This is a genomic window from Ectothiorhodospira shaposhnikovii (genome assembly GCF_022227765.1).
Taxonomy (GTDB): domain Bacteria; phylum Pseudomonadota; class Gammaproteobacteria; order Ectothiorhodospirales; family Ectothiorhodospiraceae; genus Ectothiorhodospira.
This window is the reverse complement of the sequence record NZ_JAJMLZ010000005.1, coordinates 64,488-77,217: the sequence shown is the minus strand read 5'-3', so window position 1 is coordinate 77,217 and position 12,730 is coordinate 64,488. Positions and strand designations below refer to the sequence as shown.

General features: G+C 63.2%; 14 protein-coding genes. 9 read left to right on the top strand and 5 right to left on the bottom strand.

What is annotated here, in order from left to right; all coding sequences use genetic code 11:
* The first annotated feature begins 18 nt into the window (after window positions 1-18).
* From hslU to LQD11_RS08075, 6 genes are all read left to right on the top strand, one after another.
* Window positions 19-1,359 (top strand): ATP-dependent protease ATPase subunit HslU, encoded by a 1,341-nt coding sequence (gene hslU, locus LQD11_RS08100; protein ID WP_008930783.1) that lies wholly within the window; start codon window positions 19-21, stop codon window positions 1,357-1,359.
* Between the two features lie 21 nt (window positions 1,360-1,380).
* The gene (locus LQD11_RS08095; protein ID WP_008930784.1) at window positions 1,381-1,737 is read left to right on the top strand and encodes a gamma-butyrobetaine hydroxylase family protein; all 357 of its coding nucleotides are present in this window, start codon (window positions 1,381-1,383) and stop codon (window positions 1,735-1,737) included.
* 14 nt (window positions 1,738-1,751) lie between these two features.
* The gene (gene ubiE, locus LQD11_RS08090) at window positions 1,752-2,501 is read left to right on the top strand and encodes a bifunctional demethylmenaquinone methyltransferase/2-methoxy-6-polyprenyl-1,4-benzoquinol methylase UbiE (RefSeq protein WP_008930785.1); all 750 of its coding nucleotides are present in this window, start codon (window positions 1,752-1,754) and stop codon (window positions 2,499-2,501) included.
* 32 nt (window positions 2,502-2,533) lie between these two features.
* A complete protein-coding gene (locus LQD11_RS08085; protein ID WP_008930786.1) occupies window positions 2,534-3,154 on the top strand; it encodes a ubiquinone biosynthesis accessory factor UbiJ in 621 nt (206 codons plus the stop codon).
* Between the two features lie 18 nt (window positions 3,155-3,172).
* The gene (ubiB, locus tag LQD11_RS08080; protein ID WP_238617098.1) at window positions 3,173-4,843 is read left to right on the top strand and encodes a ubiquinone biosynthesis regulatory protein kinase UbiB; all 1,671 of its coding nucleotides are present in this window, start codon (window positions 3,173-3,175) and stop codon (window positions 4,841-4,843) included.
* A gap of 129 nt (window positions 4,844-4,972) precedes the next feature.
* Complete coding sequence (locus tag LQD11_RS08075) at window positions 4,973-6,301, top strand: sensor domain-containing diguanylate cyclase (RefSeq protein WP_238617096.1); 1,329 nt, start codon at window positions 4,973-4,975, stop codon at window positions 6,299-6,301.
* A 477-nt stretch (window positions 6,302-6,778) separates the two neighbouring features.
* Here the strand turns inward: LQD11_RS08075 and LQD11_RS08070 are convergent, their stop codons facing one another.
* The 3 genes from LQD11_RS08070 to LQD11_RS08060 form a co-directional block, all read right to left on the bottom strand.
* Window positions 6,779-7,231 (bottom strand): PAS domain-containing protein, encoded by a 453-nt coding sequence (locus LQD11_RS08070; RefSeq protein WP_238617095.1) that lies wholly within the window; start codon window positions 7,229-7,231, stop codon window positions 6,779-6,781.
* Window positions 7,232-7,267: 36 nt separating this feature from the next.
* On the bottom strand, window positions 7,268-7,732 hold the full coding sequence (locus LQD11_RS08065; RefSeq protein ID WP_238617094.1) for an SRPBCC family protein: 465 nt from the start codon (window positions 7,730-7,732) through the stop codon (window positions 7,268-7,270).
* Window positions 7,733-7,808: 76 nt separating this feature from the next.
* Window positions 7,809-8,510 carry a pirin family protein gene (locus LQD11_RS08060; RefSeq protein WP_238617093.1) on the bottom strand — a complete coding sequence of 234 codons (702 nt, stop codon included), beginning with the start codon at window positions 8,508-8,510 and terminating at the stop codon, window positions 7,809-7,811.
* Between the two features lie 134 nt (window positions 8,511-8,644).
* Here LQD11_RS08060 and LQD11_RS08055 point away from each other — a divergent pair, with 134 nt between their 5' ends.
* Complete coding sequence (locus LQD11_RS08055; RefSeq protein WP_238617092.1) at window positions 8,645-10,330, top strand: sensor domain-containing diguanylate cyclase; 1,686 nt, start codon at window positions 8,645-8,647, stop codon at window positions 10,328-10,330.
* Between the two features lie 42 nt (window positions 10,331-10,372).
* Here the strand turns inward: LQD11_RS08055 and LQD11_RS08050 are convergent, their stop codons facing one another.
* Entirely contained in the window at window positions 10,373-10,726 is a 354-nt protein-coding gene (locus tag LQD11_RS08050; protein ID WP_238617091.1) for a NifB/NifX family molybdenum-iron cluster-binding protein, read from the bottom strand.
* 80 nt (window positions 10,727-10,806) lie between these two features.
* Between LQD11_RS08050 and LQD11_RS08045 the strand changes: the two genes are divergently transcribed.
* Window positions 10,807-11,112, top strand: a complete 306-nt coding sequence (locus LQD11_RS08045) for a DUF134 domain-containing protein (RefSeq protein WP_008930794.1) — start codon at window positions 10,807-10,809, stop codon at window positions 11,110-11,112.
* Window positions 11,113-11,121: 9 nt separating this feature from the next.
* Here LQD11_RS08045 and LQD11_RS08040 read toward each other — a convergent pair whose 3' ends face one another.
* Window positions 11,122-12,078 carry an SLAC1 anion channel family protein gene (locus tag LQD11_RS08040; RefSeq protein ID WP_238617089.1) on the bottom strand — a complete coding sequence of 319 codons (957 nt, stop codon included), beginning with the start codon at window positions 12,076-12,078 and terminating at the stop codon, window positions 11,122-11,124.
* Between the two features lie 390 nt (window positions 12,079-12,468).
* Here LQD11_RS08040 and infA point away from each other — a divergent pair, with 390 nt between their 5' ends.
* Window positions 12,469-12,693: a translation initiation factor IF-1 gene (gene infA, locus LQD11_RS08035; RefSeq protein WP_008930796.1), complete on the top strand. Its 225-nt coding sequence runs from the start codon at window positions 12,469-12,471 to the stop codon at window positions 12,691-12,693.
* The last annotated feature ends 37 nt before the right edge of the window (window positions 12,694-12,730 follow it).

Below are 12,730 nucleotides of genomic sequence, written 5' to 3'. Positions count from 1 at the left end.
AGCGTAAAGAGATGTGCCATGACTGAAATGACTCCCCGCGAAATCGTTCAGGAGCTGGACCGTTTCATCGTCGGTCAGGATGCCGCCAAGAAGGCGGTGGCCATTGCCCTGCGCAACCGCTGGCGCCGCCAGCAGTTGCCCGCGGCCCTGGCCCGCGAGGTCACGCCCAAGAACATCCTCATGATCGGCCCCACCGGCGTGGGCAAGACCGAGATCGCCCGCCGCCTGGCTCGCCTGGCCAATGCCCCCTTTATCAAGGTGGAGGCCACCAAGTTCACCGAGGTGGGCTATGTGGGCCGGGACGTGGAATCCATCATCCGGGATCTGGTGGATGCCGCCGTCAAGATGCTGCGGGAGCAGGAGATGGACAAGATGCGCCACCGGGCCGAGGAGGCCGCCGAGGAACGCATCCTGGATGCCCTGCTGCCGCCGCCGCGCGGCAGCGGCGGCTTCATGGCCGACGATACCCCGTCCCGGGGCGCCGATTCCGAGACCCGGCAGAAATTCCGCAAGCGCCTGCGGGAAGGCAAGCTGGATGACAAGGAGATCGAGATCCAGGTTCAGGCCCTGCCGCCGGGCGTGGAGATCATGACCCCGCCGGGGATGGAGGACATGGCCAGTCAGCTGCAGGGTCTGTTCCAGAACCTGGGCGGGCAGCGTACCCGCACCCGCAAGTTGAAGATCGCCGAGGCCTTCAAGCTGATCACCGACGAGGAGGCCGCCCGCCTGGTGAACGAGGACGACATCAAGCTGCGGGCCGTCTCCCATGTGGAGCAGAACGGCATCGTCTTCCTCGATGAGATCGACAAGGTGGTTCGTCGCGGTGAATACAGCGGCGCCGACGTCTCCCGGGAAGGGGTGCAGCGGGATCTGTTGCCCTTGGTGGAAGGTTGCACCGTCTCCACCAAGTTCGGCTCCGTGCATACCGACCACATCCTGTTCATCGCTTCCGGTGCCTTCCACCTGGCCAAGCCCTCGGATCTGATCCCGGAACTGCAGGGTCGTTTGCCCATCCGGGTGGAACTGGAGGCCCTCACCGCCGAGGATTTCGTGCGCATCCTCACCGAACCCCGTGCCTCCCTCACCGAACAGTATGCGGCCCTGCTGGCCACCGAGGGCGTTACCGTGGAATTCACCGAGGACGGTGTGCGCCGTCTGGGCGAGATCGCCTTCCAGGTGAACGAGCGTACCGAGAACATCGGTGCCCGGCGCCTGCATACGGTCATGGAGCGGGTGCTGGAGAAGATCTCCTACGAGGCCCCCGACTGCAGCAGCCCCCTGGTCATCGATGCCGCCTATGTGAGCGAGCGTCTGGGCGAACTGGTGCAGGACGAGGATCTGAGCCGCTACATCCTGTGAACCCCGCGGGAGGAACGTGCCGTGAAACATCGCCCCACCGACATCCGCCTGCACCGTCAGGCGCGGATGCTGGAAATGGTCTACGCCGACGGTGAGAGCCACCGGCTCAGCTGCGAATTCCTGCGGGTTTACTCCCCTTCCGCCGAGGTGACCGGCCATGGTCCCGGCCAGGAAGTGCTGCAGGTGGGCAAGGAAGCCGTGACCATCACCGGCATCGAGCCGGTGGGCAACTACGGCATCAAGCTGGTGTTCTCCGATGGGCACGATACCGGCATCTACGATTGGGAATATCTTTACCGGTTGGGCGTCGATCAGGCCCGGCTGTGGCAAACCTATCTGGAGCGACTGGAGGCCGCCGGCCACCAGCGCCAGGGCTGATAACTGGAGCATGCATGTCCGACGACAAAACCACTGATTTCGGCTACGAACAGGTGCCGGTGCAGGACAAGGTCAAACGGGTGGGGCAGGTGTTCCATTCCGTGGCCAGCCGGTACGACGTCATGAACGACCTCATGTCCATGGGGATTCACCGGATCTGGAAGCGGTTCACCATCGAGGTGGCCGCGGCGCGTCCCGGTCAGAAGATCCTGGACCTGGCCGGCGGCACCGGCGACCTGACCTCCCGTTTTTCCCGCATCGTCGGTCCCACCGGTCAGGTGGTGCTGTGCGACATCAACGCCTCCATGCTCGCCTGCGGCCGCGCCCGGCTGATCGACGAGGGGTTGGTGGGCAACATCAACTACGTCCAGGGCAACGCGGAATGCCTGCCCTATCCGGACGACTATTTTGATCTCATCACCATTGCCTTCGGCCTGCGCAACGTCACCGACAAGAACGCCGCCCTGCGTTCCATGCTGCGGGTGCTGCGTCCCGGCGGCAAGCTGCTGGTGCTGGAGTTCTCCCAGCCCACCAGCAAGCCCCTGCAGTCGGTCTACGATGTCTACAGCTTCAAGGCCCTGCCGCTGATGGGCAAGGTGGTGGCGGGAGACGCGGACAGCTACCGCTATCTGGCGGAGAGCATCCGCATGCACCCGGACCAGGAAACCCTCAAGCAGATGATGCAGACGGCCGGTTTCGAGCGCTGCGACTACCACAATCTGACCGGCGGCATCGTGGCGCTGCACAAGGGCTACAAGCTCTAGCGCCGCGGGCCTGCCCCACGGGAGAGATGCCCATGCCTACACCGCCCACCCTGGTCACGGCCCTGCTGGAGCAGGCCATCCGTCGTTACCTGGCGCTGGACCCCGACAGCGGGGAGCGCCTGGCGGCCCTGCGGGGCGGCGTGGTGGCGCTGCAGGTCACCGGCGTGGATCTGTGTCTGTATTTCGTGCCGGCGCAGGACTACCTGCAGGTGCTGGGGCAGTATGACGGCGAGCCGGGAGTGACCATCAGCGGTGCCCCCGCCACCCTGGCGAGCCTGATGGCGGGGGAGCCCGGCGCCCGGTTGCCGGAAGGGGTCGGCGTGATCGGCGACCCTCAGCTGGCCCGCCTTTTCAGCGACCTGCTGCGGCAGGTGGATCTGGACTGGGAAGAACTGCTGGCCGGCCTCACCGGTGATCTGGTGGCCCATCGTGCCGGTGAGGCCTGGCGAGGCCTGTCGGCCTGGCTGCAACGCAGCCGTGAATCCCTGCGCCTGGATGTGAAGGAATACCTGCAGGAAGAGACCCGCAGCCTGCCCACCCGGGGCGAGGTGGAGGTCTTCATGGACGAGGTGGACCGTCTGCGCAGCGACGCAGACCGCCTCCAGGCCCGTATCCAGCGCCTGGAACAAGCCCGGGAACGGGCCCAGCGATAAGAACATTCAGGACTCTCGATGCGTCATCTGCACCCTTCCCAGTTGCTTCGACTGATCACCATCAATCGTGTCCTCATCCGCCACGGGCTGGATGACGTGGTGCTGACGATCCGTTTGCTGCGCTCCGTGCGCTTCTTGCGCTACCTGGGTCCGTGGAACTGGTTCCGCACCGTACCCTATGGACGGGGCGAACGGATTCGCCGGGCCCTGGAAGATCTCGGCCCCATCTTCATCAAGTTCGGCCAGATGATTTCCACCCGGCGGGACCTGCTGCCCGAGGATATCGCGGTGGAACTGGCCAAGCTCCAGGACCGGGTGCCGCCGTTCCCCAACGAGCAGGCCCGGGCCATCATCGAGAAGTCCCTGGGGCGTCCCATCGAGAGCCTGTTTGCCTCCTTTGAGGAGACCCCGATGGCTTCCGCCTCCATCGCCCAGGTCCATGGGGCGGTCATGCATGACGGTCGCCGGGTGGTGGTCAAGGTGGTGCGGCCCAACATCGAGAAGGCCATCCGCCGGGACGTGGAACTCATGTACGTCATCGCCGAGCTGACCGAGCGCTACTGGCCCGAGGGCAAGCGGCTGCGACCGGTGGAGGTGGTGGCCGAGTACGAACAGACCATCCTGGACGAGCTGGACCTGCTGCGGGAGGCCGCCAACGCCTCCCAGATCCGCCGCAACTTCGAGAATTCCAATATCCTCTACATGCCCGAGGTGTTCTGGGACTACTGCCGCAAGGACGTGATGGTGATGGAGCGCATCCAGGGGGTGCCGGTGTCCGACGTGGCCACCCTCAAGGCCCTTGGGGTGGACCTGAAGCTGCTGGCTGAGCGGGGGGTGGAGATCTTCTTCACCCAGGTATTCCGCCACAATTTCTTCCATGCGGACATGCACCCGGGCAACATCTTCATCGATGTCTCCGATCCGGCGGACCCCAGCTATCTGGCGGTGGATTTCGGCATCGTCGGCACCCTCTCGCCGGCGGATCAGCGCTATCTGGCAGAGAATTTCTATGCCTTCTTCAATCGGGACTACGCCCGGGTGGCGGAGCTGCACGTGGAGTCCGGCTGGGTGCCGCCGGATGTGCGGATCACGGAGCTGGAGGCGGCCATCCGCACCGTGTGCGAACCCATTTTCGAAAAGCCCCTCAAGGACATCTCCTTCGGTTACGTGCTGGTGCGCCTGTTCCAGACCGCCCGGCGATTCAACATGGAGGTCCAGCCCCAGCTGGTGTTGCTGGAAAAGACCCTGCTGAACATCGAAGGCATGGGTCGGGATCTCTACCCGGAACTGGACCTGTGGCAGACCGCCCGTCCCTTCATCCAGCGCTGGATGGACGAGCAGGTGGGGGTGCGGGCCCTGGTCAAGGGTCTGCGGCGCAATCTGCCCCTGATCCTGGAAAAGGCCCCGGACATGCCGGGTCTGATCCACGAGGCCCTGCGGCTTCAGGCCCGCGGCGTGGGGGTGCGGGGCATGGACAAGGCCCAGTTCCAGGCCCTGCGGACGGAAGTCCGGGAGGGCAACCGGGCCACCATCCTGGCGGTGGCCGGGGGCAGCCTGCTGATCAGCGGAGTGCTGATGCTGACCCTGGCGCCGGAGTTGCCGGCGGTGATGGGCGCGCCCTGGCCGGCCTGGCTGGCCGGCATCGCCGGTCTGGGGATGCTGCTGCTGGCCTGGCTGCGCCGGGCCTGAGACACGGGCGAAGCGGTTGTTCCGCCCCTGACCGGTGAGGGGCGGGGCAGGTAGGGCGCAGGATGTGCCTTACCATGTCGGCAAATCTGCTAAGGTGGATTCGTGGTTCCCTCTTAAGGTGGATCTCTCTTGGCAACCCCGGTGAACGGCTCGTTCGACGCCGAAGACAGCAAACCGACGGATTCTTCCGGCCTCCCAGCGATGCTGGACGAGATACTCCGGCTGTCTCCGGCCGTGGTTTATTACACCGAAGCCGTCCCTCCTTACCGCATCGAATACATTTCACCCAATCTACGCCTGTTCCTGCGCATTGATGACGAGAAACTCACCGCCCCCGGGGGGTGGTTCCATCTCGTACATCCCGATGACGTGGCGCCCACCCTGGCTCAATTCGAGACCTGGCTGCAGGGGGATTCAACCCGGGATCTTAACCGTCGTTACAGGATCATGACCCACGAAGGCAGTTACATCTGGGTCGAGGATACCTGCCGCAAGGTCTTCAAGGAGGGACGGCTGATGCACATTGCCGGTGCCGCGCTGGATATCACCCGCCAGCAGAAGGTGGAAGAAACATTGCGCAAGATCGCCGAGGCGGCTCCAGGCATGATCTATCAGTTTGAACGCCGTGCCGACGGGCGTTATTGCATACCCTATGCCAGCCATCAGATGCGGGATCTCTTTGGTGTCGATCCCGGGGATGTGGAGAATGATCTGGACCGGCTGCTGAACGTCTTTCATCCCGATGACGTCGAACGGGTGATGCAGAGTGTCGAAGCGTCGGAACGCACCCAGACGTTCTGGAGCGTTGATTATCGGGTCTGCGTGGATGGTGAAGTGCGTTGGCTGCACGGGCAGTCCACTCCGGAACGGACCCCTGAAGGGGGAACCCTCTGGCATGGTCTGGTCATGGACATCACCCGCCAGAAGCAGCTGGAACAGGAACTGCGGGAAATGAGCATCCGCGATGCCCTGACCGGTCTGTTCAACCGGCGCTATTTTTTCGACGTGGTATCCCGGGAGTTGGACCGGTTCGGCAGGACGGCCTCCCCGTTCTGCGTGATCATGGTGGATCTGGATAAGTTCAAGGCCATCAACGACCAGCACGGTCATGCCAAGGGCGATGAGGTCCTGATCGCCTTCGCAGGCATCCTTAAAGCGCGTTTGCGCCGCACGGATGTCTCGGCCCGTCTGGGGGGCGAGGAGTTCGTGATCTTCCTGCCGGATACCTTGCTGGACCAGGCTTTCTGGTTGGGGGAGGAGATCCGGGTGGATGTGGCGGCCATCCGGCTGAGCGGTGCGAGGGATGCCACCTTCGGTGTCACGGCGAGCTTTGGCCTGACACAGTGTCAGGCTTCTGATCAGTATCCCGATGACCTGCTGCGGCGTGCGGATTCGGCGCTGTATCAGGCCAAGCGCCAGGGCCGAAACCGGGTCATCAGCATTCCCGCCATCATCTGAGATTCGTCCGCGCCTGTTATTTTCAGGGCCGGTTATGCACAGGCTTGCCATGGTTGGCCTTGGCCCGGAATCGCCTTTCCCGCAGTCGGAAGTCTTTGAGTGTTGGGTGGTTTAGTCTTTTTAAATCAATGCTATATTTTTTTGCTCTGTTTCCTGCCGTGGTGTCGGCGCCTGAAGGTGATCAGGGTATCGACATGACATCCACAGTCTTGTCCACAGTTTTGGGGCGGCTCAAGCGCTTGTCCTTTGCCGTCGCTCCCATGTCTTTTGCCGTCAAGTGCTTGTCCTTTGCCGTCACTCCCGCGAAAGCGGGAGTCAAGGATTCAGCGGGTCAGTGTCTGGATTCCCGTGTGCGCGGGAATGACGCATGAACCTGGGTTCGGCCACGGATGCTCCCTTCTCCCTCTGGGGGAGAAGGGTCGGGGATGAGGGGAGGGGGGATGGAATGGCCCGAGCGGGCATTTCAAGCCAGGCTGGCTAGCCCCCCTGCCGGAGCAGTGCCTCCAGTCGGGCCACTTCGGTCTGGGCATTCACCAGGTCGGTGACGTCGTACTGCACACCGAGGAAATAGATCAGTTTGCCGGAGGCATCGAACAGGGGCCGGATGCTCAGGCGGTTATGGAACAGGGTGCCGTCCTTGCGGTAATTGCGCAGGGTGACTTCCACCTCCCGTCTTTCCGCCAGCGCTTTGCGGATCTCCTCGATGGCCGGCTGTTCCCGGTCCTCTCCCTGCAGGAAACGACAATTGTGACCGATGATTTCCGCGCGGGAGTAGCCGGTCATGTGCTCGAATACCGCGTTGGCGTAGACAATCGGGTTGTCCGGCAGATCGGGGTCCGAGAGTGTCACGCCGTTGACGCAGGTATCCAGGATCTGGGCGAGTACGGAAGGGATCAGGCCGGAGGCATCTTTTTCGGGAATGAAGTCCATGGAGGCGATGACTCTGAAGGTTGAACGGGGCGGGTTTCAGGCCGCGGAGGGGGATGGCGGCTCGATCTCCGCCTCGACCAGTCCCTTGAGGTTGCGCACCGTGCGCTCGGTACCCTCCTGTACCGCCAGACGGATGAGTTTCTCGAACGGACGCAGGGGCAGACTGAGCTTCCCCATCTCAAAGCTGAAGTGCAGTTCGGTATGTTGCTCCCGGGGTTCGAACCGGTAGTCGATGCGGTAGGGGTCCCTCACGCCGCGAAAGGTGACCTGCCGCCCCGGCTCCAGTGCGATCACCCTGAAGTCGGATTCCGTGCGCCGCCCCTGGTCCACCCGCACCTGATGCCCGGTCCAGCCTACCTGCAAGGGGCCGTGGGTGAGCACCCGCAGGCTCTTCACCTCGGGGGACCAGCGCGGGTAGTTGGTGACGAAGTCTTCCACCACGAAACGAAAGACCTGTTCCAGCGGGCGTCTTATCAGCGTGCGTGTCTGGGCCTTGACCATGGCCGGGGGTCTCCGGAAACCCGTATCGAGTGTGAGTATAGCTGCTGTCATTTCGGTTGCTCATGGCGGCATCCTTTCAGGCGGCCAGATCGAAGACCAGCACCTCGGCCCCGTCTCCGTCACTCAGCGCCAGTCGCGTCTCTCCGGTCAGGAGCAGGGCATCGCCGTCCGCCAGGCGATGGTCGTTGGCGGTGAGCGTCCCCTTGATCAGATGTACGTAGTATCTGCGTTGCGGATCCAGATCCAGCGCGGCCTGTTCGGCGCCATCGAACAGGCCGGCCAGCAGGCGGGCATCCGCGTGGAGGGTCACGGCACCCTGGGCACCGTCCGGCGAGGCCAGCAGGCGCAGTCGTCCACGCTTTTCTTCGTCGCCAAAGTGTTTCTGCTCGTAGCTGGGCGGGATGCCCTTCCGATCGGGAAGGATCCAGATCTGGAGCAGGTGGGTGATGCGGTCCGGGGCGTGATTGAACTCGCTGTGACGGATGCCGCTGCCGGCGCTCATGCGCTGCACGTCCCCCGGGGGAATGGCGGTGCCGTTGCCCAGGCTGTCCCGATGGGCCAGTTCACCGCTGATCACGTAGGTGATGATCTCCATGTCCCGGTGCCCATGGGTGTCGAAGCCGCCCCCCGGCGCGATGTGGTCCTCGTTGATGACGCGCAGATTGCCCCAGCCCATCCACGCCGGGTCGTGGTAATCGGCAAAGGAGAAGGAGTGACGGGACTGCAGCCAGCCGTGATCGGCATGGCCGCGTTCATGGGAACGTCTGATCCTGATCATCGCGGATACTCCGTGAAGGTCTTTCAAGTTTTTGGCAGGCCTGTCTTTCTTTGGTTCACGGAGGTTTGCAATCATGCCCGGTGGCGGTATCGTGACGGCATTTGGAAATGGGATTTCGTCCCGCGGGAGAGGGTATGGGGCATGCCGAACAGGGCGATGACACCGGGCAGCGGGAAAGGCCTGCCAAGCCCCATGCCGGAGTGCGTCGCCTGTGGCGCAGCCTGGGGCTGCGCCACAGGCTGCTGATGGCGTTTCTGCTGGTGGCACTGGTTCCCCAGGGGGTGTTGTTCCTGGCTCAATACCATCACACCCGTGTCCTCACCTTGTCCCTTGCGGAGGCCGGCCTGGAGCGGATTGCCCAGGTTCAGCAGCGGCGCCTGAATCTGGAGTTCCGGCGCATGATCGATCACCTGGACCTGGTGGCCAGCCGGACCCAGATGCGCATCAGCCTGGAGGCTTATCTGCGGACCGGAGATCCCGTCCATCACCGGCTGATTGATCGCATCCTGCGGGATGCACTGGAACCCGTGGAAGCGCTCGGCGGGATCTGGATTCGCGACGGGGAGGGTCGCTCCGTGACGGGTGTATACCATGACGGGCGCCTGGGTGAGACCGGCATGCGACCGCCCGTGTTGCGGCAGCCGGAGATCAGTCTCGAGGTTCACTGGCCGGAAAACGGCGACCGGCCCACGCTCTGGGTCAGCGGCCCTCTGGTGCTTGATGATCGTCATATCGGCAGTCTGCACCTGTTGGTACTGATGGATGATCTGCTGGCCGTGGTGGAAGACTTCCCCTATGAGGATCTGGGCGGGAAAACCTTGCTGCTACTGCGTGAGGGGCAGCAAGGTCTTCGTATCCTCGGTGTCGATGCCGGTCTGGATCACGGTATCTGTGTCGCCTTCGGCGAGGTTCCATTCGTCCCCGATGCCGGACCGGTCCGTGTCTGTGACCATTTGCTGCTGGCGATGCCCCTGGACCATGGCCTGGGCGACGTGGTGGTTTATGTATCGCTCCAGGTGCTGAAGGCGGCGCTCAGGGAACAGACGCAGTTTCTCCTGGTGACGGTATTGTTCGTCCTGCTGCTTTGTCTGGTCATGGCACTCGTATTGACCCGCATGATCTCCAGGCCGGTGAGCCTGCTGACCCAGGCCACCCGAGCCTTGCGCAGGCATCAGAGCGATGTCTTCGTCAAGGAGCCGTTCTGGGGGGAATTCACCGAATTGACCCGATCCTTCAACCAGTCCGCCGGCATCATCACCCGCCGCACCCGGGACCTGAGCCGGGAGGTGGAGGCACGGCGTCGTTCACAGCAGAAGCTGGCCGATCTTGCCAATACGGATGCACTCACCGGGCTGGTGAATCGGCGCCGGTTCATGGAAACACTCGGACAACGGATGGAGAAGCACCGGCATGATGGGGGGCGTCTGACATTGCTTTATCTGGATCTGGACGGGTTCAAGCCCATCAATGACCGTCTGGGGCACGAGGCGGGAGACATCGTGCTGCAGGTGGTGGCGGAGCGCCTGCGCAACCTGGTGCGTGGTGATGATATCGCGGCCCGTCTGGGAGGGGACGAATTTGCCCTGCTGCTTTCGGAGAACGGCGGCAGGAACGCCGATCCCGGCAAACTGGCACTGCGTGCCGAAGAACAGATTTCCCTGCCCATCGAGGCCAAGGGCCACATGGTGAATGTGGGTTGCAGCGTCGGCGTGGCGTTATTCAGGCACACGGACAAGCCCCAGGACTTTCTCAACCGAGCCGACGAGGCCATGTATCGCATCAAGCAGACGCGTCGCGAGCGGCCCCGGGATCAGAGGTGATCTGCCGGATGGGTTGTGTCCCGGCGCCGCCCGGTGGGCGTTTCAATGTCGGCAGGCCCCCTCCAATGGTTGCGGCAGGGGTTCTTTGGTCAACAGGCTGCGAACGGCGGCGATCGGGTCCGTGGCGCTGGTCACATGGACCCGGATCCCTTGGGCCGCCAGACGGCGAATGAAGCCGGGACCCGCCCCCTGGGTGATCAGGTCGGTGAGTCCCAGCTCGAATAGAGGGTGGGATTGGCCCCGATGTTCGTGCAGGGCCATCTCCATGGGAAGATCCAGGCGTTGCAGTTCTTCCGGGGCATCCGCCGCGCCCGGCCCGAAGACCAGAAAGCGCCGGCACTTGCCCGCATGGCCGGTGATGGTGCGAAAATTCTGACTTGTCACGGCAATGCGCATGTTGGTTTCTCCGTCAAGATTCGTGGCCAATTATGCGCATATGACCATAATAGATACAAGCATCCATCACGGAGCAGCCCATGCCAAGGCCACGCGGTCCACGCCGGATCACCTGTCGTCCCGACTGTACCTACTTCAAGCCGGCCGGCATCCCGCTGCGGGATCTGGAGGAGGTCGTGCTGGCACTGGAGGAGGTGGAAGCCCTGCGTCTGGCGGACCTGGAAGGCCGCTATCAGGCGGATGCGGCGGACAGCATGGGCGTGTCGCGCAGCACGTTTTCCCGCATGCTGGACTCTGCCCGCAAAAAGGTCTCTGAGGCCCTGCTGCAGGGCAAGGCCATCAGGATCGAGATGGCCGATACTCCGCGGACAGGGCCGCCGGAATGAGGCGCCGGATCATTCCTCGACGCAGATCTCCCGCCTTCTGATCGCGATGCCCGTGCGGATCAGCAGGGCGCCGATGATGAAGGTGAGCACGCCGATCATGACCACGCCGATCACGTAATGGAGGGGATCACCGGTCAGGCCGTGCATCTTGATGGCCGCCAGGGTCATGGCCGCCATGGGGAATGAATAGGCCCACCAGGAGATGAAGAACTTCAGTCGTCCGAAGCGACCCACCAGGGAGAACAGCAGCAGGGTCAGGAACAGGCCGGTGTAGAACAGCACCCGGGCAAAGGGATCCAGGCTGTCGGTCAGGCTGAGATAGGAAATGAAGCCCACGGCCGGCGGCGCCACCAGGATGAACAGGGTGGGCACCAGCCTTTCCGGCAGTGGATCATGGAAAATGATCCGGTAGAACACGATGGTCAGCAGTACGATCCAGAATACCAGGCCGATGCTGAAGAACAGCCAGGAGATTTCCGGGCTGGCATGGTGTACTCCGGCGATGGGCACCAGGATGTTACCCACCACGGGGATGAACCAGGCTGGATTCATGTGCTGGATCTGGAAGCTGGTGTGATTGATCCACACCGACATCACGTACAGGGTGAACAGCAGGTGAAGCGCCGCGCCCACGGACCAGAGCACCAGCGACAGGCCGGGGGCGTCCTCCAGGAAGGCAATGGACAGCAGGACCAGGCTGATGGAGATGGTGGCGAAGAAATTGCGCTTGATGGGGTGGTTGAGTTCCTTGACCACGGCTTCCCGGTAGCGGACCAGCTTGGTCAGATAGAGTGCCGCCACTCCCAATAGGGCCACCACGGCGAAGCCCCTCAGGACATCACCGATGACCGGGGGGGCGGCCAGCAGGGCATCGGCCCGGTCCCAGACGATGGCGAAGCCCAGCAGGCCCATGATCATGGCGAACCAGGCGACAGGGAAGTGCGGCAGTCTCGGTTGTGATTCCATCGGATGCCCCCGTGAGCAGTTGATCCGGCGACGCCCGAAGCCGGACTCCGGCGCCCTTTGAATGCCGCACACTTTAAGGGAAACGGGCAATATTAGCCATCGCTTAATTTCATCGTGGCAACCCCGTTCCGCTCTCCTTTTCAGGGGTATGCGCGTAAGTCCCTGAAAATGAATCCTGATTCGTGTATACTGCAGCGGTCCTGGGCATGACGACCGGCATCGGGACCCTGTCAAGCGGCATCAAGACCGCCTTGCCCCACCTTATCTGCGCTGCATCGGCAGACGCACGACCCCATGGCACAGGCCCACAGGGCCAGGCCGACACTCACTCAGGCCGGACAGAAACGCGGTTCCCTCATGTGTCCCGCCTGACGGAAAGAGAGGTACCCCATGTCCAATAAGGAAGATCTCATCGAGATGGAAGGCACCGTCACCGACGTGATGCCCGATCAGCGTTTTCGCGTGGAACTGGAGAACGGCGTGCAGGTGCAGGCCTACGCCTCCGGCAAGATGCGCCGCTACCGTATCCGTGTGGTCAGCGGCGACAAGGTCAAGCTGGAGATGTCTCCCTACGACCTGACCAAGGGCCGTATCAGCTACCGCTACAAGCATTGATCCGGTTCGTGGGGGCATCCCTGCCCCCTGCCCGCCC

Coding starts and splice junctions, on each gene's coding strand:
- hslU (WP_008930783.1), top strand. CDS start 19: ATGACTGAAATGACTCCCCGCGAAATCGTTCAGGAGCTGGACCGTTTC.
- ubiE (WP_008930785.1), top strand. CDS start 1,752: ATGTCCGACGACAAAACCACTGATTTCGGCTACGAACAGGTGCCGGTG.
- LQD11_RS08085 (WP_008930786.1), top strand. CDS start 2,534: ATGCCTACACCGCCCACCCTGGTCACGGCCCTGCTGGAGCAGGCCATC.
- ubiB (WP_238617098.1), top strand. CDS start 3,173: ATGCGTCATCTGCACCCTTCCCAGTTGCTTCGACTGATCACCATCAAT.
- LQD11_RS08070 (WP_238617095.1), bottom strand. CDS start 7,231: ATGGACTTCATTCCCGAAAAAGATGCCTCCGGCCTGATCCCTTCCGTA.
- LQD11_RS08065 (WP_238617094.1), bottom strand. CDS start 7,732: ATGGTCAAGGCCCAGACACGCACGCTGATAAGACGCCCGCTGGAACAG.
- LQD11_RS08060 (WP_238617093.1), bottom strand. CDS start 8,510: ATGATCAGGATCAGACGTTCCCATGAACGCGGCCATGCCGATCACGGC.
- LQD11_RS08055 (WP_238617092.1), top strand. CDS start 8,645: ATGGGGCATGCCGAACAGGGCGATGACACCGGGCAGCGGGAAAGGCCT.
- LQD11_RS08050 (WP_238617091.1), bottom strand. CDS start 10,726: ATGCGCATTGCCGTGACAAGTCAGAATTTTCGCACCATCACCGGCCAT.
- LQD11_RS08045 (WP_008930794.1), top strand. CDS start 10,807: ATGCCAAGGCCACGCGGTCCACGCCGGATCACCTGTCGTCCCGACTGT.
- LQD11_RS08040 (WP_238617089.1), bottom strand. CDS start 12,078: ATGGAATCACAACCGAGACTGCCGCACTTCCCTGTCGCCTGGTTCGCC.
- infA (WP_008930796.1), top strand. CDS start 12,469: ATGTCCAATAAGGAAGATCTCATCGAGATGGAAGGCACCGTCACCGAC.